At 49.8% G+C, this 19987-nt stretch carries 14 protein-coding genes; 1 reads left to right on the top strand and 13 read right to left on the bottom strand.

Annotated elements, in window-relative coordinates:
* Positions 1-6: 6 nt before the first annotated feature.
* From ACQ5BJ_RS13270 to ACQ5BJ_RS13225, 10 genes are all read right to left on the bottom strand, one after another.
* Positions 7-996: an NAD-dependent epimerase/dehydratase family protein gene (locus ACQ5BJ_RS13270; protein ID WP_005542590.1), complete on the bottom strand. Its 990-nt coding sequence runs from the start codon at positions 994-996 to the stop codon at positions 7-9.
* Positions 993-2243, bottom strand: a complete 1251-nt coding sequence (locus ACQ5BJ_RS13265) for a glycosyltransferase family 4 protein (protein WP_430110617.1) — start codon at positions 2241-2243, stop codon at positions 993-995. The genes ACQ5BJ_RS13270 and ACQ5BJ_RS13265 overlap by 4 nt, the downstream gene beginning before the upstream one ends.
* Complete coding sequence (locus ACQ5BJ_RS13260) at positions 2237-3229, bottom strand: NAD-dependent epimerase/dehydratase family protein (RefSeq protein WP_430110619.1); 993 nt, start codon at positions 3227-3229, stop codon at positions 2237-2239. Before ACQ5BJ_RS13260 ends, ACQ5BJ_RS13265 begins: the two co-directional genes overlap by 7 nt.
* Complete coding sequence (locus tag ACQ5BJ_RS13255; protein WP_430110621.1) at positions 3226-4431, bottom strand: glycosyltransferase family 4 protein; 1206 nt, start codon at positions 4429-4431, stop codon at positions 3226-3228. The genes ACQ5BJ_RS13260 and ACQ5BJ_RS13255 overlap by 4 nt, the downstream gene beginning before the upstream one ends.
* Positions 4409-5665 carry a glycosyltransferase gene (locus tag ACQ5BJ_RS13250; protein WP_268599975.1) on the bottom strand — a complete coding sequence of 419 codons (1257 nt, stop codon included), beginning with the start codon at positions 5663-5665 and terminating at the stop codon, positions 4409-4411. The genes ACQ5BJ_RS13255 and ACQ5BJ_RS13250 overlap by 23 nt, the downstream gene beginning before the upstream one ends.
* 92 nt (positions 5666-5757) lie before the next feature.
* Positions 5758-7182, bottom strand: coding sequence for an O-antigen polysaccharide polymerase Wzy (wzy, locus tag ACQ5BJ_RS13245; RefSeq protein ID WP_430110625.1), 1425 nt, complete (start codon positions 7180-7182; stop codon positions 5758-5760).
* A gap of 5 nt (positions 7183-7187) precedes the next feature.
* Positions 7188-8666, bottom strand: a complete 1479-nt coding sequence (locus ACQ5BJ_RS13240; RefSeq protein ID WP_289356392.1) for a lipopolysaccharide biosynthesis protein — start codon at positions 8664-8666, stop codon at positions 7188-7190.
* Between the two features lie 66 nt (positions 8667-8732).
* Positions 8733-10661: a polysaccharide biosynthesis protein gene (locus ACQ5BJ_RS13235; protein ID WP_430110629.1), complete on the bottom strand. Its 1929-nt coding sequence runs from the start codon at positions 10659-10661 to the stop codon at positions 8733-8735.
* A gap of 303 nt (positions 10662-10964) precedes the next feature.
* Positions 10965-11663: a CpsD/CapB family tyrosine-protein kinase gene (locus ACQ5BJ_RS13230; protein ID WP_005542605.1), complete on the bottom strand. Its 699-nt coding sequence runs from the start codon at positions 11661-11663 to the stop codon at positions 10965-10967.
* Positions 11644-12414 (bottom strand): YveK family protein, encoded by a 771-nt coding sequence (locus ACQ5BJ_RS13225; RefSeq protein ID WP_005542606.1) that lies wholly within the window; start codon positions 12412-12414, stop codon positions 11644-11646. The genes ACQ5BJ_RS13230 and ACQ5BJ_RS13225 overlap by 20 nt, the downstream gene beginning before the upstream one ends.
* A 691-nt stretch (positions 12415-13105) precedes the next feature.
* On the opposite strand from ACQ5BJ_RS13225, the gene ACQ5BJ_RS13220 reads away from it, so the two are divergent.
* The gene (locus ACQ5BJ_RS13220) at positions 13106-13468 is read left to right on the top strand and encodes a helix-turn-helix domain-containing protein (protein ID WP_005542607.1); all 363 of its coding nucleotides are present in this window, start codon (positions 13106-13108) and stop codon (positions 13466-13468) included.
* A gap of 171 nt (positions 13469-13639) precedes the next feature.
* On the opposite strand, the gene ACQ5BJ_RS13215 is transcribed toward ACQ5BJ_RS13220, so the two are convergent.
* From ACQ5BJ_RS13215 to gltB, 3 genes are all read right to left on the bottom strand, one after another.
* Positions 13640-13804, bottom strand: a complete 165-nt coding sequence (locus ACQ5BJ_RS13215; protein ID WP_163975108.1) for a hypothetical protein — start codon at positions 13802-13804, stop codon at positions 13640-13642.
* Between the two features lie 144 nt (positions 13805-13948).
* On the bottom strand, positions 13949-15277 hold the full coding sequence (locus tag ACQ5BJ_RS13210; RefSeq protein ID WP_040735054.1) for an MFS transporter: 1329 nt from the start codon (positions 15275-15277) through the stop codon (positions 13949-13951).
* 100 nt (positions 15278-15377) lie between these two features.
* Positions 15378-19976, bottom strand: coding sequence for a glutamate synthase large subunit (gene gltB, locus ACQ5BJ_RS13205; RefSeq protein ID WP_430110635.1), 4599 nt, complete (start codon positions 19974-19976; stop codon positions 15378-15380).
* Positions 19977-19987: the final 11 nt, after the last annotated feature.

The raw sequence follows: 19987 nt of genomic DNA, 5'->3' as shown, positions 1-19987 counted from the left end.
CCGTTGCTATACAGTAATGGCTGATGCAGTTGGGAATATCCCGCCCATAGGTATATCTGATCCGCTTTGCAAACTGCCCACGCCCAGTTTTTCTTGCGTATATTGAAGCGTACGCTCCAATCCAGCTAACAAGCTTACTTGCGGTCGCCAATTCAACCGCTGCATAGCTTCTGTATTACATAAGTAGCTATGATCGATATCCCCGCTTCTTTTAGGAGCGAACCTCGGCTCTTGACCGTTGCACATCCGCTGAATCAATCGATACAGCTCATGAATAGAGGTCGGCTGTGAGGTGCTAATATTGAGGATCAGATTGTCATCTGTCTCCAGTGCAGCAATGTTGGCGCCAGCAACGTCGTCCACATGAATAAAATCACGAGTTTGACTGCCATCTCCATAGATTGTGACCGCTTGATTCCGCGCAGCACGATCGGTAAAAATCGATATGACACCGCCCTCGCCCTTGGACATTTGCCTTGCGCCGTATACATTCGCATAACGCAGAATCACATATTGATAGCCGTACTGTTCTGCCAATACCCGCAAATACTGTTCCGGGACATACTTTGATAATCCGTATGGCGACAGCGGCATAATCGGATGCTGCTCCTGAATGGGCAAATGCTGCGGCTCTCCATATATCGCTGCTGAGGAGGAATAAATGAATTTTCGCACACCATATTGGCCGCACATCTCCATCAGCCTGATTGAGCCGATAATGTTCGTATTGGCATCTGCAATTGGCTGATGAATCGAGCATTGAACATCACTCTGGGCAGCCAAATGGAATACCGCCTCCGGGCGCTCCCGTTCAAACAAAATTCGCATCTCATCAGAAGCAATATTCAGCTCATAGCAGCGTACATGACTAGAAATACTCTCGAAGTACCCGCTCGTTCCGTTATCAACAACGACGACCTGATGGCCAGCTTGAAGCAGACGCTCCACAACATGTGACCCGATAAATCCCGCACCGCCTGTTACCAGCGTCTTCATCCCAACGTCTCCCCTTTCCTCTCCGCAGGAAGTTCCCTCTGCCTGATTCCCCTTGCAGTAGATTGAAGCATGCTTCTATAGAACGCCTCGTGTGCCGCAATAATATCTGCAGGATTGTAATGCTCCTTCACACGCTTCCTTGCCACAGAACCCATGTACTGTCTTATCAGCGGAAAAAGTATAAATTCTCGTATCTGATCCGCAATTCGTTCTACATCGCCAGCCGGTACGAGACTGCCGGTTACCCCATTTACAACAGCGTCTTTCAAACCCGTAACATCAGAAGCAATGACCGGAATCCCTGCCGCACCTGCCTCCAGCACAACGTTCCCAAAGCCCTCGCGATAAGAAGGGAGAACGAGCATCGTCATCAGCGAAAAAAAAGGTGCAAGCCGCTCCTGATACCCTCCTGAAATAATGCGAGGTTCTCGAGCGATTGCACGCTTTGTATGATCCATAATCGGATCGCCTTCTTCTTCATTTCCAAGAATTAATAAATACAAATGAGGAAACTGCGCTTGAACACGCAAGAACGCCTCGACTAACAGATCCAAGCCTTTATCCCTGGTTTGTCTGCCCACAAATCCGATAATCTCGGCCTCTACAGGGATGTTCAACTGCTGGAGAATAACCGCTGCTTCAGCTTGCAGCTCTTCCGAAGGCTCGAACTTTGAAGCGTCTACCCCCTTGCAGCTGCCGTGATGCAGCACCTTCACCTTATCGGCAGAAGCAAGGCCAAGCGCAATTATTCGCTGGCGCAAGCTGCCGCTAACCGAAATCACTTGGTGCGCTGCTCTTCCAGAAATCCGCTCCGACAAGGTCAGCATAATTCTCTTCCAACCTTGAAGCGTCTCCAGCCGCAAGCCATGGCATGTATAGATGCGATGGGGCACTCTGCATATCCAAGCAGCCAGCCCCATAATCAGTCCGGCCTTCGGCGTGCCGGTATTGATGAGGTCAGGCTTCCAGCGCCGAATTGCCCGGACTGCATGGAACAGGCTGGCAAGATCGGACAGTAACGAGATCTCCCGCTTCATTGGCACGCGAATATATTCCGCTCCTTCAAGCAGGGCGTCACTAGGCCGATCATCACATATAACTGCAACATCATAGCCTTGATGAATCAACGCATGAATATGCCCCTCGAAAAAGCTGACACTCGCTGCAATCGTAACCGATAGTAAAATTCTTGGCTTTCTTGTGTTGGATTGGCGTTCCCTTACATCGGACTTGGCTGTTATCAGCATATGGCGTCTTCCTTCCGATGATAGGATACATACCAATCCACAAAGTGCTTCAAGCCGATCTCAATCGGTGTATGAGGGCGATAACCAATCTCTCGCTCCAATGCCGAAATATCCGCGTATGTGGCAGGAACATCACCCGGCTGCATCGGGAGCATCTCAATGACCGCCTTCTTTCCTAAATACTGTTCCAGCACCTCGATGAAGCGCATGAGCGAGACCGGCTGATTATTGCCAATGTTGTATACCCGATGCGGAGGCGTCTCACCTTCTCGAGCTGGCGCACGATTCAACAGCTTCATGATTCCTCCAACGATGTCGTCAATGTACGTAAAGTCCCGCTGCATCTCGCCATAGTTGAACACTTGAATCGGCAATCCCTGCGAGATGCGTTCCGCAAAGGAGTAGTATGCCATATCCGGCCTGCCCCAAGGACCGTATACGGTAAAAAATCGCAGCCCCGTGCTTGGAATGTTGAATAGATGGCTATACGCATAGGCCATGAGCTCATTCGATTTCTTGGTAGCGGCATACAAGCTGACCGGCTCATCAGTCTGGTCGGCCACATCAAACGGAATTTTCTTATTTGCACCGTATACCGAACTGGAGGATGCATACAGCAAATGCTGCACAGATACATGCCTGCAAGCTTCCAATACATTTACGAATCCTACGAGATTCGAATCAACATAGGCGCGAGGATTGAGCAGACTATACCGTACACCCGCTTGGCCAGCCAAGTGGACGACGACACCAGGACGAACCTCTTCCATCAACGCGCGAAGCCTGCCTTCCTCCTCGATTCCGAATCGATGCAGTTCAAATTCGCCGCCAGCCTGCTCGCATAAGGCGATTCTCGCTTCCTTCAGTGCGGGATCATAGTAATCATTCACTTGATCGACACCGACGACTCGAATCCCTTGCTCCATACAGCGGCGAGCAACATGCGAACCAATAAATCCAGCTGCTCCCGTTATAATTACCGTCATCTTGACACCAACCTTATAACGGAATGATCGACCCCAGACAAGGTATAATCTCGAAACTCCTGCCAAAAGTCGCTGCGTCTTTGATCCAATGCTTCCTTCGCATATCGCTGCGCAGTCTCATAATTTACTCTTGCTGCTTCAGAACGCTCTCCAGTCTCGCGTATCATTCGACGCAAACGACTAGCGAGTGCGCTCATATCCCCCGCTGGAAAGATCCACTTTTCCGGCAGCAGCTCCGGAATCCCACCCGCGGTCGATCCGATGGCGGGAAGCCCACGGCTCATTGCCTCGATTAAGGCTCTAGGCAGCCCTTCCTGCAAGCTTGGCTGCATATACATATCAAGCGCATCCAACCATTCAAATACGGCCGTTCCGCTAGGCAGCGGCGAATAAAAGTGAACGCGGTCGATGATGCCCAACTGTTCACACAACGCCTTCCAAGGCACTGGGTCGCCCTCTCCCAAGATGCGGAATTCAAAGCGCAGCTCATCCTTAAGCGAGGCAAGCGCATGGAGCGCCGTATGAATTCCTTTGTACCTCGTCGCCATGGAGCCTACCAGCCCAATACGAACGACATCCTTAGAGCCTGCCGTGAATTGCTTCGCAACCTGCTCGACAGCCGGAATCGGAATCTCCACATTCGAGCAATGGGTAGTGCGCCCCCTGCATGGATAATGGGATTGCAGAAAATGTTCCGTAACATAAAGGGCGAACGGAGCACGCTTCACCAGTTGCTTCGTTCGCCACGTCATAATTGGTGCATACACTTTGCCCTGCCATGTTCCATAGTTCCATAATGCATCCCATGCATGGCCCACCACTTCGACTGCCCACGGCTTGCCCAGACGCTTTGCCAGTTGAATCGCTACGGCTCCCGTCTCACTAGGCAATCGGGCAATCAGCGCATCTGACGCCAGCAGACACTCCTTGAGGGCGTGTCTGGCAAGTGCTCGATTTTGAAACTGAGCGATGGGATTACTTAAGTTAGGAACGGCTTGGAACATCACTCGCTCCCCGCTGGACAGCTTCGTATTCGCTGGCTTCTCCTTATCTCCAAGCTGCTTCACGCGTGTCGCGACCGTCACCTCATCGAATACATTCAAGTAACGCTGCCAGACCGTATAATCAAAATAATTATGATACACTCGATTGGCATGAATATCCTGCTCAACCACAACATCATATGCGAACACTAATTTCACGCTTGTTCTCCCTTCCATCTGGCGCTGTGCGAGATTGAATGCAATCCAGCCTGCCCCGCTGCGCCAATATATCCATTATTAGCTTCGAATATTGCTCCGTGACTTGATCCGATACATATCGCTTCATTGCAACCGGACACTCCGACGCCGCATGCCGTCTCTTCCCCTTTGTGTGATTATCGATTGCTTGAGCTTGAAGCTGCATAACAATAGCCTGCACAAGCGCCTCTACATCGCCGCAAGGGATGAGGGCTGCCGCTTCGATTCCATCCAACACCTCTGCTGTTCCTGCAACTGTATTCGTAGCGACAACCGGCGTGCCGCAAGCCACCGCCTCGATTAATGCAGTCGGAAGCCCCTCCACATCTGAAGTCTGTACGAATACATCCGCATGTGCCATATACGGCAGAGGATTTTTTGTAAAGCCAGGGAAGTCGACCGCATGATCGAGTCCAAGCGCAGAACGAAGAGATTCCAATTCATTGCGCAGATGGCCTTCCCCAATAATGACGGCGCGAATTGCTTGCCGTTCATTTATTCGAGCGATAGCATGCAGAAGCAGATCGAACCGCTTTTCCGGCACCAATCTCCCAGCCCCTACTACAACGGGAACTCGCTCTCCCTCTTCCCGCGTGTGCATCCATAAGTGGGGATTCGGTTCCTGTAATCTTTTATAAAAAGATTCATCAATCACTGCATTCGGAATGACATGCACCCGATGGACAGGCACCTGCAGCAGTGTAACAATCTCATCGCCCATATGCTGCGAACAGCCAATTACCGCATCAGCCCTGCTGTACGCCCAGCGGCGTAGCAGATTCGCCCCGATTCGCCGCTTGCGGCTAATCGCGCTATGCTCACCCAATATCGCGGCAAACGAATTGCGCAAGAAGCGATTCGCCGCCATCGTCAGTACATTGTTCTCCCACATGTGAGATACAACAACATCAGGACGAATTTCGCACAGGCAGCGAATGAGAGCAGGAAGAGCATGCTTGAGTCTCCGCACCCCCAGCTCTGTCACCTTCACATGCGCTGGAATTCGTTCACTGTACGGACCTTCGAAGCGGTTGACGAGCAAATGAAGCTCGAATTGTTCAGAATTATGGCATTGCAATAAGGAAGCGACGGCCTTCTCAGCACCGCCTCCTGCCATCGAAGTAATGAAATACATCACTCGAGGCTTACAAGCAGAGTCCCGTTTGCGTGCTTGTTGATTCGATGATGGATTCATAAATGAATTCCCCTTATTCGAGCATTTGACACTGCTTTTCATATTTGGAATTAGACGACAGAACTGCAGACACTGAAGAAGCTATGTCATAGCTAAACCATGATTTTCGGCATCCGACTGTGTGCTGGCTGCCTGCGAATGTGCTGACTCCGCATGATGGCGGCCAGCAGCATAATGCAGCCGATGAAGGCTAAGTTGAATAACAGCTCAGACATGACCGCATGGAATGAACTGCGCTGAAACAAAATAACGAGCGGCAAGCAAACGTATTGCAGCAAGCGGCCCCTCGTCATTCTCATCGTCAAAAATCCAATGATAAAAAATACAATCATCACTCCTGAATACTGTCCATTCATCCATGCTTGCGCAACTGGGGAAAATCCCCGTCCTCCCCCTTCGCCATAGATGTAAGGATAGAAATACCAAACATACCAGTCGCCCAAATTTTTAGGCTTGGCATGCCCAAATGCAGCCTTATAGACCGCAGCTGGAAGCACATAGGCGACGGCGGTCGTATAGGTTGCATCGGCTTCTGGATATGTGTTCGTTGCCGTAATATCCATCGTTACTTGAAAGGAGGAGCCCGTTTCCCCTGCGGAAAAAGACCAATATTTAGCGGGCAATGCACTTAGCGGGATATCCTCCATCAGACTTAAACGAACGGCAGAGAAAAGAGGAGAGAGCAAGAGAAGCAGCGTAATAAAAAACAGCAGGTTCAAGCGGCGGTTTAACGGGATAAAACCCTTCGCGATCAGCACACCTAAACTTGGCAGGAAGGTCGACAAGATGATGCTTCGGCTACCCAATCCCATAAAATAAAACAGCGAAAACGAAAACATCAGGATTAGAAAAAAGCGGAACTGCCATTTTCCCCGAATACTAAGAGCAAGCATAAGCATCGCGCTTGACATGATTGATTTCCAAGGAAGTGACAAGCCTTCCAACTGGCGCTGCGCTTGAAAGTTATTCATCCGATTCGAGATGCCGATTACGCTCCATCCCCCTAAACGGCTGAAATCATATATCATGATACAAGCTCCGATGAACAACACAATCAGCGCCGGCCAAAACAAAAATGGATAAGTTAGACCTGCCCCAAGAGATAAAGCGTTCTCTGGTTGGATTGTTTTATTATTGCGACGCGGTGACTTCATAAAGCATCCGGCAATAAACATCCCCGCAACGAGGCATAAGTTTGCTAAAGAGAAGATTTGCAGGTTATCCAGCAATTGTTCTTCCGAGATATCCTGTATCGAACCGAGCAAATCATCGAGCGGATACGCGACCGCATATAGTGTGAAAAACAGCAGCATGACAATGACAATATCCGTGAAGGGCGAACGTATACGGGCCTTATGTACGTACATGATGCCAAACAGAAGATTCAATGCGACCATGAAGACAATGTGACAAAGCACAGGCTCCTGCTTAAAGCCCACGATCAGGAGCGCTCCAGCAGCCAAGGCCGCTAAACAGCATCCGATAAGGACAGCAACAAACATTTTTCGCACACTCATAACCATCATACCCCTAGCTGCTTCATGAATTCGCACTCGCGAATCGATTTGCGCAGCAGCCATGCACTTCCTATAAACTGTACAATGTTGGCACATACCAGTGCGTACGCAGCATGGATTGTCCCGCCCTCAAAGATTATCGAGAGCCACGTATAGGCAAGCAGTACGCCCAACACAACTAGGCTTACCATGAACTGGCTCCAGAACTTGCGCGCAGCCGTTAAGGCAAAGCCGTATAAGGAAGCTGCATAGCCGATGCTTGAGGCAACGGTAATCCACACGAACATGTCTTGATAGGCTGCATATGAAGCGTTATACAGGAGCGTCAAAAGAGGTTTGCCTGCAAGGATAACGGCCAGCAGCAGCAGGAATGATCCACCCCCTATCAGCCAAATCATGCGCTGAAGCAGGTAAATGAGCCCCTTCTTGTCTCCAGAAGCATACAACTGAGCTATACGGGGGCTGGCGCTCTGTCCAATGGCGCTAATTATCGTCGTTCCCGCTACCATCACGTACATTAATGCCGAGAAATAGCCCAATTCTTCATTGCCGTATACATGTGAAATGAAGTAACGAGGTACGTTCGACTGCAACGATACGATCATCATAACAGCCCCCATTGGCCAACAATAGCGCAGCAGACTGCCCCATTCCGCTGTTTTCCAGCTGATACCGAATCCTTCAATGCGTTTCGCTCTTGGCAGATCGTGCAGCAGCAGAACGAGCAGCCAGACAACGGCGTAACCAACAAGTGCTGGGATTAACTGTCCTATCCATACGTATATCGCGCCGAATACCACGAATGAGAAAACGCCGCGCAAAAGCAAGGATGTTGCGCTCCATCGCATCTTCTCGTGCTGCTGCCACCAGCCATAGACGATATCGCATATGGCTTCGATTGTTTTCGCGCAGGTAACGAGTACGATTGCCTTACATACTTGCCCGCTGTACCCGCCGCAGACTGCAAGAAGCAAAGATATCAATAATGCAGTACAAGAGGATACGATTCGGAAACCTACGTATGTTCCCGTACCTAGTTCCTCCAGCTTCCTTCTTGACCCGGGATCCGTCTCACGCTTATTGGGTTTGGTTCGAGTCGCTAGAATACCGCGAAGCTGGAAATTTGTCAGTAAATATACAGGTGCAGTCAAAGCTAAAGCAAGCGAAAATATGCCGACATCCTCTGGACTCCCGAACTTCGCCAGCACAACAAGCATCGCCCATTGACATGCTGCATACACGACATTGCCGATTAGCGTCCAAGAAAATAAGCGGGCCAGAGATGCACCGGCACGTGACTCTGTTTGCTGCACTATGCAGTGATCCGTACGGTAATCCGCTTGATCTGCTCGTTGTTCTGTGCAGTGATCAGTGCGCCACTTTGTTGGTTGATCGATTTGCTGCTCTATGCAGTGCTCTGGTCGTTGCCCTGTATGCTGCTGTTCCTTGCTGCGTGGCCAAGCCACAGAATGACCGTCTGCCATGATTTTAAGCTCCTTAGTTTTGCTTCTAATCCTGCTTACAGCCGGCAGCATGCGGCAGGCTCATCGCTAAACAAGCGTAAGCTGCCCTTCCGACCATGGAATCTCTTCGTATTTTTCCTCATCTGATGGATTGGATGGATGAGCCGCAGACTCGATGGGAATGCACTGCACATAAGAGGGAACAAGCTGCTTCAGCACAGAGCGGATATGGTCTGCTTCATCTGTCAGTACAAGAGACAGCCTTGACAGGTTCGTTTCCAGCATCACTCTTGAATGGATGGCTGGACGGCCAATAAAGATGCGATCATGCTTCGTAGAGGTCAGTCCTTCTTCAGCCGTAAGTAGCTCTTCATACAGCTTCTCACCGGGACGGATTCCGGTGTATTCGATTGAAATATCCACATCCGGCTCGAGCCCGGAAAGACGAATCAAATCCTTAGCCAACTCCGCGATTTTCGTCGGCTTCCCCATGTCCAGGATGAACACTTCCCCGCCTTTTGCTAAGGAACCCGCTTGGATTACCAATTGAACGGCTTCGGGTATCGTCATGAAATATCGGATCATTTCCGGATGCGTGACCGTTACCGGCCCTCCCGCCATAATTTGCTGTTTAAAACGAGGGATGACACTCCCCCTGCTGCCAAGCACATTTCCTAACCGAACTGAAGTAAATACCGTTTTGCTCGTTACGCTCATGCTCTGCACAATCATTTCTGCAACCCGCTTCGTCGCTCCCATCACGCTTGTCGGATTGACAGCCTTGTCAGTCGAGATCAGCATGAAATAGTCAACATCATAGCAATCTGCGCATTCGGCAACATTTTTGGTGCCAAATACATTGTTTTTTACTGCCTCGGCAGGATTCCGCTCCATTAGCGGAACATGCTTGTGGGCAGCCGCATGAAAAACAACATTAGGACGGTAATACGCAAATACCGATTCAATCTTGTCTCTGTCTTGGATATCCGCAATAATCGTCTCAATAAGAAGTGTCGGATAATTATGGCGCAGCTCCATTTCAATTTGATAGATGCTGTTCTCTCCATGACCGAGCAGAATAAGGCGATTCGGTGCGAGCGATGCAGCCTGGCGGCACAGTTCCGCACCAATCGACCCTCCTGCACCTGTAATCAGCACCGTTCGATTATGCAGATAGGATGCAATTTCATCTAAATTTTTCCGGACAGGCTCTCTGCCAAGTAAATCCTCTACCCCCACATCTCGAATTTCATTCAATGTAACCTTGCCCTGTATCAGATCATGGATGCTTGGGACCGTTCGCAATCTAGCCTTTGTCTGCTTGCAAATATCGATAATGTCCTTAATATCTCGTCTTGGCGCGGAGGGAGCTGCAATGATAATGCTGTCCACGCTGAGGGAACGTACCAGCTCAGGAATGGCGTGACGATTCCCGATTATCGATACACCGTGTACTTTATAACGGTGCTTGGCTGCGTCGTCATCTACAAATGCCACAGGCACGATGTGCTCATCGGGGCGGTTCAGCATTTCGCTAGCGATTACACTTCCGCAGCTTCCCGCACCAACAATAAGCGCACGCTGCGTAACTGCAACTGAACTGCGTCGCCCAACCGCAAAAGGGTATTTGCGCAGCATGCGCAGGGCAAATCTTGTCCCTCCTACTGTCAGCAGCATCGTCTCAAATATAGTAATAACAAAGGAAAGCGGTAGGACAGGAGCCCATACCAAGTTCCAGAGCAGAACAGAAACGATGGTCGTGCAGCTTACTGCTTTTAATATGCTGACCAGTTCCTGGATGCTCGCATATACCCATACCCTTCGGTAAAGCTTAAAAGAATGCAAACTTATAATTGATACAGCCATTGCGAGCAGGGCAAAACTCAGGCATTGCCTGACCAACTCGTTCGTCCATACAAATCCGCAATGTAACGCAAACCCCCACAGTACACTCACACCCGTCAGCAAAATATCCATGCTCATCAATGCTGACATTTTTCTGATGTTATTGTCCAATTGGCCTTCTTCCTTTCCTACACTCTTAAAAGTAACAGCTATACCGTGCCCAACATTCGCTTCATTCGCAAGTAGACGGCACCATGGCACGGTATAACTCTAATACTTTTAAATACATAACTAGATAGGGCATCTAACCCTTCCTCACGCCACACCCTTGACGATGAACGTCTAAGGCTGCCTAGCCCACAGCATGGCCGAGTATCTCCGATGATAGAGGTATAGGAGACATCACCTATCAAATCATTATCTGTGCTCATGCCTCTAACTTAAGGCTTACATAAGCAACAAGCATAAACACGATTAGCGCTTCATACCGGAATAAGCCTGCAAGCCCGCTTCTTGTCTGCCTTTATAGCGATTCAGCACTGTACCTAATAAGTTCGCATTGACTCGCTCCAGTTGAAATTGTGCCTGCTGCAGCCATTTCCGCCTTGTTCGTCCAGACTGGGCTACAAGCAGCACCCCATCGCATCGCAGTGCAATCTGCTTCGCATCATTCACAACCAGCACAGGCGGTGTATCCATAATGACGATGTCATATTGCTCTCTTGCCAGTTGAACAAAACCTTCAAACCGCTTGGAGGCAAACAAATCCGCACTCGGGATTCCTGGCATATAACCTGCAGGGATGACAAAAAGATTTTCAATGGCAGATGCATAGGCTGCATCGACGGGAGCTTCATCAGCATGAATAGCCTGCACGAGACCGCTTCCGCCTTCATGACCGAATATGCCCTTAAAGCTCTGCTTGCGTATATCGCCCTCGATCAACAGCACACGCTTCCCTTCCTGAGCATAAGCGACTGCCAGATTTACTGCCGTTATTGTCTTTCCTTCCCCTGGATAAGCTGAGGTGACTGCAATGACATGAGGCGTCCATACACCACTGTCGCCCTGTATAAATTGCAAGTTGGTGCATAATGCCCGGAAGGATTCGGTAACCGGAGATAAAGCGTTGCGGGCTGTGATCATTGCATAGCTATCGCTGAGTCGCCGCATATACTTCTCCTCCCTTCGAAGGTGAAACTTCATTTTTCGGTGATGCTTTAGAGGAACGCCGTCTTACGTCTTGTCTGCGAATGTACGGGATGATTGCGAGCACATGTGCACCAACGGCAATTTCGACATCTTCTTCTTCTAGAATCCTGTCATCAAAATGCTGGAGAACAAATGCCCCTCCGATGCTCACTACTAAGGCTGCCACTCCGGCAATGATCAAGTTCAAGAGCCGATTCGGCTCAACGGGTGCGGGATGCAAATTGCGATCTGCTGCCGTAAGCAGGGTTACATTATCAATTTGATATAAGTTCGGGATTTTCTTAACAAATATGTTCGTGATGGCATTCACCAAATCAGCTGCCTGACTGTAGGAAGGATCGGTTACGGAAATCGTCATCACTTGCGTGTTGTTCATGGAGGAAACCTTGATTTTGGCAAGCAGTTCATGAGGGGTTAGCTTAAATTCTGGGTGAAGTTTCAGCACATCCTGTGTAATCCAGTCTGTACGTATCAATTCTTTATAGGTTTGGATGAGCTGTATATTCGCATTCAGATCGTTAATGTTGAGGTTGCTCTCCCCTTCAACGATGCGTGTCTTGTTCACGATCAATTTGGTCGACGCTTCGTAATGCGGAACGAGAATGGCATAGCTGTAATAGGCTGATGCAAGAATCGCAATAAGCGCAACCGCCATAATGAATATCTTTCTCTTCCACAATGTACGAAGTATATGCTTCATATCCAGCTCCATTGTTCCATCCTCCTCGTAGTCTGCTGTTCATCGCTTTACAGGGCTACACCGTTGGCACTGGGGTTATCGGTTCATCATGAATGAGGCGCACCGCATTTTCTTGCATCTCTTGAACAAATGATGAACCATACGATTTCTATAGCAGCTCATAATCCTGCTTCCATTCAAAGCCTCTGCGATGTACATGTGCGCATCCGATGCCTGCTACATTGTGGTCAAGTCGAGCGCCTCTGCATCATGTCTTGATCCATCGTCTACTCGGGGCAGCAAATGGCAGTATATATCAATCAAAAAATTATTCCTCCGATTCGGATCTAGGACTAATTTCATAAGTGCGCAATACTCCGAGATATAGTAAAATATGAGAACGGATGTCATTGTGACGATTTGGTGATTATTTTTAAAGTCTGATCGCTTCGTTTTGTTTCGAGGAAACAATGCTTCCATTTTCAGATTTTTTGTTCTAATCAGTATGTAAGTTGAAATATAAGGAATTGACTACAAATTGCATGATTGATACACTTTGTCATAACTCCCTACGGAAAAAGATACATTTTGTATCAAAACTCCATTTTAAACTTACGATACATTTCGTATCATGTCAACTCATAATTCGGATTATTTTTGTGTCTATGTGACATTTTATTTCATCCAAGTTAGCATCGCGGAATTAGAAGGGGGCTCCATTAGCATGAATACGGGAAATCGAATATCGGATTTACGCGAGCAGAAGGGATGGACGCAGGAGGAATTAGCAGAAAAGCTGGGGATTACTCGGGCCGCGCTCTCTCATTATGAAAAAAATCGCAGAAAGCCTGATTTTGAAACCTTGACTACATTAGCTGATTTGTTCGAAGTGTCTATAGATTTTTTGGTTGGTCGCATAGCTGTTCCTGACCTGACACCTCGTGTACGGGAATTTGCAGATTCCTTGGAATTATCGGATGATGCGCTGCTCCAAAAATTCCGGCTTACGATCGATGGAAGAGAACTTACAGATGATGAAGCGCGTCGGTTCATTGCCTTTGTCCGCGCCGAGAGGGCGATGAGATAGCGAGTTCAGACCATCCTATTACAATCGAACATTCCTAGCGCAGGCTAGCTGTCATACAACCAAAACATCCCCCTAGAACGCTCAGGGTTCCAGGAGGATGTTTTTCATTTCTATATTTCTATTCTTCCATGTTTGCATTTTGCATTGCTTGTTCGATTCTATATGAAGAGATCAAGACTGCAGCCTCCTCACCTCTTGAAACCAGACAGTCTCGTTAATACCCAGTTGCTTCAACACGTCCATCACATCAAGCACCATCTTATCAACTGCCGTGGCTGGAGCATCCTCACATCTCTTTATACAGTCCAGCTTCTCTTTCTCCACCTTCTCCATCATTCACGGTCCCTCACTTCTATTATGATGCAAGCTGGCATGTCTTCGCATATTATGGATCATTATAGTCCAGATTGCTAAGGGATGCTGTCGGATATTGGAGCGTTAGTTTAAATATGCTGGTTCTATTTTTGTCGATATAAGGGTTTACGATATTGACTCTGTCGACGAGTACATTTTGCTCCCTGTTTGCTTGGTATCCTGCTTCTGAAGCCATGCATGGATGATGAAACTAATGACCGATAAAATAGCAATGACCATGGAAATGATGGCTACGCCAATAAGTCCGCTCTGATCGTAGGTAACGCCTAGCAAGTATGGCCCTATCATTCTTCCAATGGAGCTGATTCCGCCTGCAACCCCCATATAAAATGGCGCTTCACGCCCAGCCCTGGCTGACAGGAATGCTGGAACAGCAGGAGATACAAGCATTTCTCCGAGGGTTGCGAGCGCCATGCCGAGCACGAAGCCGGCATAATTCGGTACAATCCAGATGATAATGTAAGCTGCGCCATAGAAGATGCCGCTCCAAGTCAGCTGATCCGTAATCCGCTTCGCCACTGTGCGCTTCATCCATGTTGTAATCGGCTGTGCCGCAAAAATGAGTACGCCATTCAGCGTCCACAGCAAGCTGTACATGGAGAATCCCATACCTTGATCAGCTATATGCGGTGCAATGCCGCTTCCCCACAATGAGTTCGCCAGCCAAATGAACATAGCCCCCAAGGACATGAACAAATATATGCGGTAAGCAGCGAGTTTATTCCATATCGTCTGCTCCGGAAGAACCCCTGCTGCCGGCTGTGGTCTGCTGCTTGCATCTACCGCTGAAATTATATCCAACTGATCCGGCACACCGCTTGTCTTCTCGTCCGCAGTTACATCCCTTTCTTCCTTCATTCCCTGCAAGAAACGGTAGAAGAAGAACGCAAAGCCAGCTGACGTGACCCCGTTCAGCAGGAAGGTCAAATTAAATGAGATATCAGCCAGTACACCGCTGAGTGCAGTCCCCAGTGCAACTCCGATGTTGTTCGCGACATAGATGACATTGAACAATTCATCCCGCCGGTCAGACCAGCGGAAGCCAATGAACGATTGGATCGCAGGCATCGATACGGAATTCGTAAGCCCAATGACTCCCATTGTAATAACATAGCCCCACCAGCTCGCATATGCCGTGAATACAAGCGAGCACTGCAAAACAGAGGTAATCGCAAGCGCCCATACAAGCAAGCGCCGAACCCCAACCCGATAGTACAATCCGCCGCCAAGGAACTGTCCAAATACTCCACCAAGCATTTGCATGAGAATGACGAACCCTGCATCAGCCAAGGAACGATTTAACTGCGTGTGAACAAATAGCGTCGTGAGCGGCCACATCAATGCGCCGCCTGTTGAGTTAATCATGCTAGCCCAAATAAAAACATTCATCTCCCGCGTATAATTCCGGAACGCTCCTTTAGGCGAAAGCTTCATTGTATCACCAACAATTTCAGTAGAAGTTGTACAAAACAAAAAAAGCCATGGCCTGAGCCCGGATATTCCAAGCTGCAGACCATAGCTATCATACCATAATTTAGTTTCCGCTAGCACGTGACAAATCACGCATGTTCGCTTCAAATGCCGCAAGCAGCGCCGCTTCTCCGGTCATGCCTTGTGCCTCGACCTTTGCAATTTGCTGCATCATTCGTTTATAGTCCTTCGGAATAACACGGACGAAGCGCCCGCGCGCTCCATTATCCCATTGCTGCAAGATGCGGCCGCCAATTGCGCTGCCTGTCGCTTGCACATGACGTTCAATCATCTCATGAACCTGATGCGCCTCTGCTCCTTCGAGCGGTTCCAACAGCACCATTTCCAAGTTGCAGCGGTTCACGAATGTCTGATCCTCATCCCATACGTAAGCAATGCCTCCCGACATCCCTGCTGCGAAGTTGCGGCCTGTCTTGCCGAGTACGACTACACGGCCTCCGGTCATGTATTCACAGCCGTGATCGCCTACGCCTTCAACGACCACATGTACGCCTGAATTGCGGACGGCGAAGCGCTCGCCTGCTATGCCCCGGATGTAAGCCTCACCGCCAGTAGCTCCATAGAATGCCGTGTTGCCGATAATGACATTTTCTTCTGCCGCGAAGGTTGCAATTGCAGACGGCTTCACGATAATTTTGCCGCCTGAGAGCCCTTTCCCAACATAATCATTGCTGTCGCCTTCAACCGTTAACGTGATGCCGCGTGGAACAAATGCGCCGAAGCTCTGTCCAGCTGACCCAATAAACGTATAGCGAATCGTATCCTCCGGCAATCCTGCCGCTCCATATCGTCTCGTTACTTCACTGCCCAAAATCGTCCCCGTTGCACGGTTTACGTTGCTTATCGGGTAGGTTCCCTCAACAGGCGTTCCCGCTTCCAGCGCTGCTCGAGCTGCAGGAACGAGAGTCTTCATGTCCAGCGTCTCTTCTAGGCCATGATTCTGTTCGCGAACTTGAATACGCGAGGAGCCTTCCGGCATCTCCGGCTGATGCAGCAACGAAGACAGATCGAGATGCTTCGCCTTCCAGTGGTCAATCGCATTCTTCATATCCAAGCATTCTGTACGTCCGATCATGTCATTCAGCGTGCGGAACCCAAGCTCCGCCATCCATTCGCGAAGCTCTTCCGCAATGAACCGCATTAAATTTACAACATGCTGTGGATCGCCTGTGAAGTTTTTGCGCAGTTCTGGATTCTGTGTTGCCACACCGACAGGACATGTATCAAGCTGGCACACCCGCATCATGATACAGCCGACGGCTACAAGCGGCGCTGTGGAGAAACCATATTCCTCTGCACCGAGCAGGGCGGCGATGGCTAGATCGCGTCCTGTCATCATCTTCCCGTCCGTCTCTAAGACAATGCGGTCACGCAAATTGTTCAGGATCAGCGTCTGATGCGTCTCCGCCAATCCAAGCTCCCACGGCAGACCTGCATGGCGGATCGAGCCTTGCGGAGAAGCCCCCGTGCCTCCATCATAACCACTGACGAGGATTACATCTGCACGTCCCTTGGCAACACCGGCGGCAATGGTTCCGACACCGACTTCCGAGACGAGCTTCACGTTGATGCGCGCACGTGGATTCGCATTCTTCAAATCATAGATCAGTTCTGCCAAATCCTCGATTGAGTAAATATCATGGTGCGGTGGCGGCGAAATCAGTCCCACCCCAGGTGTTGAGCCGCGTACTTCAGCGACCCACGGATATACCTTGCGCCCAGGCAACTGTCCGCCTTCTCCCGGCTTCGCTCCCTGCGCCATCTTAATTTGGATCTCATCCGCATTGATAAGATAGTCTGATGTTACACCGAAGCGACCGGAAGCAACCTGCTTAATTGCGCTCCGTCTAGAATCGCCGTTCGCATCCTTCACATAGCGAGCCGGGTTCTCTCCGCCTTCACCGGAATTCGACTTGCCGCCGATGCGGTTCATCGCTATTGCCAAGCTCTCATGCGCTTCTTTCGAAATCGAGCCGAACGACATCGCTCCCGTCTTGAATCGCTTTACAATCGAGTCCACGGATTCTACTTCTTCAAGCGGAACCGCTGGCCCTATGGGTTTTAAGACGAATAAGGAGCGAAGCGTGCGGCTGCTATTGTATTCGCCCTGCACGAGCTTGGAATACTTCTTGAACAGTCGATAATCGTTCGTGCGCACCGCATGCTGGAGCGTATGAATCGTTTGCGGATTGAACAGATGTTCTTCCCCGTCATTGCGCCATTGATATTCGCCCCCGGAATCAAGCTCTGCGTCTCTTCCCGGCTGTGCGGAAAAGCCACGATAATGATGAGACAACGCCTCCTGCGCGACTTCCTCCAATCCAATGCCGCCAATTCGAGACGGCGTCCATGTAAAGTATTGATCGACAAAGTCCTGCTTCAATCCGATGGCTTCAAATATTTGAGCGCCACGGTACGACTGTACTGTGGATATACCCATTTTTGATAGTATTTTCACGACGCCCTTGGTCGCCGCCTTCATATAGTTCTTAACAGCCTTCTCATGGGTAATGCCATGCAATATGCCTTGGCGAATCATATCATCGAGCGTTTCGAATACAACGTACGGGTTCACCACACTGACGCCATAGCCGAGCAGCAGTGCATAATGATGAACCTCGCGCGGCTCGCCCGATTCCAGCAGCAGACTTACCTTCGTACGCGTGCCTTGACGAATTAGATGATGGTGAAGGCATGATACCGCGAGCAGCGCCGGGATTGCAGCCTGTTCCTCCTCTACGCCGCGGTCAGATAAGATAATCAAGTTATGTCCCTTGCCGATGACCCGATCAGCAGCCTCACACATCGTCTTTAAGGCAGCTTCAAGACCTGCCGCTCCCTCAGATGCCGTGAATAGAATCGGTATCGTAATCGATTTGAATCCCGGCCGGCGAATGTGGCGCAGCTTAGCGAAATCCTCATTTGAAAGCACCGGCGAATCCAACTTAATTTGTCGGCAGCTCTCCGGCTCGGGAAGTAGAAGATTTCGTTCAGGTCCAATCGTCGTGCTCGTCGCGGTCACGATTTCTTCCCGAATGGCGTCGATAGGCGGATTCGTAACTTGGGCGAATAATTGCTTGAAATAGTTGTACAGCCGCTGCGGGCGTTCGGATAGAACAGCCAGCGGCGCATCGTACCCCATTGATCCCAGCGGCTCTACACCTGTAGCCGCCATAGGCTCGATAATTTTGCGCAGCTCCTCGTACGTATAGCCGAACGCCTGCTGGCGTTGCTGCACATTTTCATGCTTCGGCTCCGGTACTTCCGGTGCATCCGGCAAATCTTCAAGCCCTACTAAATGCTCATCGAGCCAGGACTGATACGGATTCTCTTCCGCAATCTGCGCCTTCACTTCCTCATCCGAAATGATGCAGCCCTTCTCCGTATCAACGACAAGCATCCGTCCCGGGCGCAGCCGATCCTTATATGCGATCTGCTCAGGTGGAATATCTAGTACGCCCGCTTCTGAACTGAGCACGATCATATTGTCCTTCGTCACATAATAACGGGATGGGCGCAATCCGTTCCGATCCAAGGTGGCGACAATTTGCACGCCGTCCGTGAACGCCATGGCGGCAGGACCATCCCAAGGCTCCATGAGACAGCTGTGGTATTCATAAAAAGCTCTCTTCGCAGGATCCATGCTGTCATGGTTGTTCCATGGCTCCGGCACCATCATCATTGCAACATGCGACAACGGGCGGCCCGCTAAATACAGAAATTCAAAGGTGTTGTCGAACATGCCTGTATCCGAGCCATCATCATTGATGACCGGTTTCACCTTCTCCAAATCAGCGCCGAAAACATCAGATGCGAACAGTGTCTGGCGGGCATGCATCCAGTTCACGTTGCCGCGCAGCGTGTTGATCTCACCGTTGTGGATCATATAGCGATACGGATGTGCACGCTCCCAGCTCGGAAATGTATTTGTGCTGAAGCGCGAATGTATAAGAGCTATTGCTGATTCGAGCGAGTCATGCTGCAAATCGAGATAAAATTGACCGACTTGCTCGGTCGTCAGCATTCCTTTGTATACGACTTTCCGGCACGACATACTCGAAATATAGAACGTACCCGCTTCTTCTTCGCCAGTATACCGAATTTCCTGCTCTGCCCGCTTGCGAATCATATACAGTTTACGCTCAAAGGCAAGCTCATTCTCGATATTTTCGCTCCGTGCAATGAACATCTGGCGTACATAAGGCTGGACGGCTTTCGCTGATTGACCAAGGCCCTCTCCATTCGTCGGAACGGTGCGGAACCCGAGCAAGGTCTGCCCCTCCTCCTCAACAATGCGGCGAAGACGAGCTTCATGCGCTTCACGCACACGCTCATTTTGTGTCAGGAACAGCATGCCTACGCCATATAGACCTGCATCAGGAAGTGCAATTCCTTGCTGTTCCATCTCTCTGACAAAGAAACGATGCGGGATTTGCAGCATAATCCCTGCTCCATCCCCTGTATTCGGCTCGCTTCCCTGACCGCCGCGATGCTCCATATTTACCAGCATCTGCAGCGCCTGACGTACAATTTCGTGAGACTTTTCCCCTTTAATATGAGCGATAAAGCCCATACCGCACGCATCTTTTTCATACCTTGGATCATATAATCCTTGCTTGGGAGGTAATCCGTTCAGTTTCATACGAAGCAACC

Source organism: Paenibacillus sp. B1-35 (assembly GCF_050474385.1).
GTDB lineage: Bacteria > Bacillota > Bacilli > Paenibacillales > Paenibacillaceae > Paenibacillus_B > Paenibacillus_B alvei.
The sequence above is the reverse complement of the archived record's forward strand: the minus strand, read 5'-3'. Positions and strand labels throughout refer to the sequence as shown.

What these genes read in the sequence shown, in the direction of transcription:
- ACQ5BJ_RS13270 (WP_005542590.1), bottom strand. Translation starts at nt 996, where the DNA reads ATGAAGACGCTGGTAACAGGCGGTGCGGGATTTATCGGGTCACATGTT.
- ACQ5BJ_RS13265 (WP_430110617.1), bottom strand. Translation starts at nt 2,243, where the DNA reads ATGCTGATAACAGCCAAGTCCGATGTAAGGGAACGCCAATCCAACACA.
- ACQ5BJ_RS13260 (WP_430110619.1), bottom strand. Translation starts at nt 3,229, where the DNA reads ATGACGGTAATTATAACGGGAGCAGCTGGATTTATTGGTTCGCATGTT.
- ACQ5BJ_RS13250 (WP_268599975.1), bottom strand. Translation starts at nt 5,665, where the DNA reads ATGAATCCATCATCGAATCAACAAGCACGCAAACGGGACTCTGCTTGT.
- wzy (WP_430110625.1), bottom strand. Translation starts at nt 7,182, where the DNA reads ATGAGTGTGCGAAAAATGTTTGTTGCTGTCCTTATCGGATGCTGTTTA.
- ACQ5BJ_RS13240 (WP_289356392.1), bottom strand. Translation starts at nt 8,666, where the DNA reads ATGGCAGACGGTCATTCTGTGGCTTGGCCACGCAGCAAGGAACAGCAG.
- ACQ5BJ_RS13230 (WP_005542605.1), bottom strand. Translation starts at nt 11,663, where the DNA reads ATGCGGCGACTCAGCGATAGCTATGCAATGATCACAGCCCGCAACGCT.
- ACQ5BJ_RS13225 (WP_005542606.1), bottom strand. Translation starts at nt 12,414, where the DNA reads ATGGAGCTGGATATGAAGCATATACTTCGTACATTGTGGAAGAGAAAG.
- ACQ5BJ_RS13220 (WP_005542607.1), top strand. Translation starts at nt 13,106, where the DNA reads ATGAATACGGGAAATCGAATATCGGATTTACGCGAGCAGAAGGGATGG.
- ACQ5BJ_RS13215 (WP_163975108.1), bottom strand. Translation starts at nt 13,804, where the DNA reads ATGATGGAGAAGGTGGAGAAAGAGAAGCTGGACTGTATAAAGAGATGT.
- ACQ5BJ_RS13210 (WP_040735054.1), bottom strand. Translation starts at nt 15,277, where the DNA reads ATGAAGCTTTCGCCTAAAGGAGCGTTCCGGAATTATACGCGGGAGATG.
- gltB (WP_430110635.1), bottom strand. Translation starts at nt 19,976, where the DNA reads ATGAAACTGAACGGATTACCTCCCAAGCAAGGATTATATGATCCAAGG.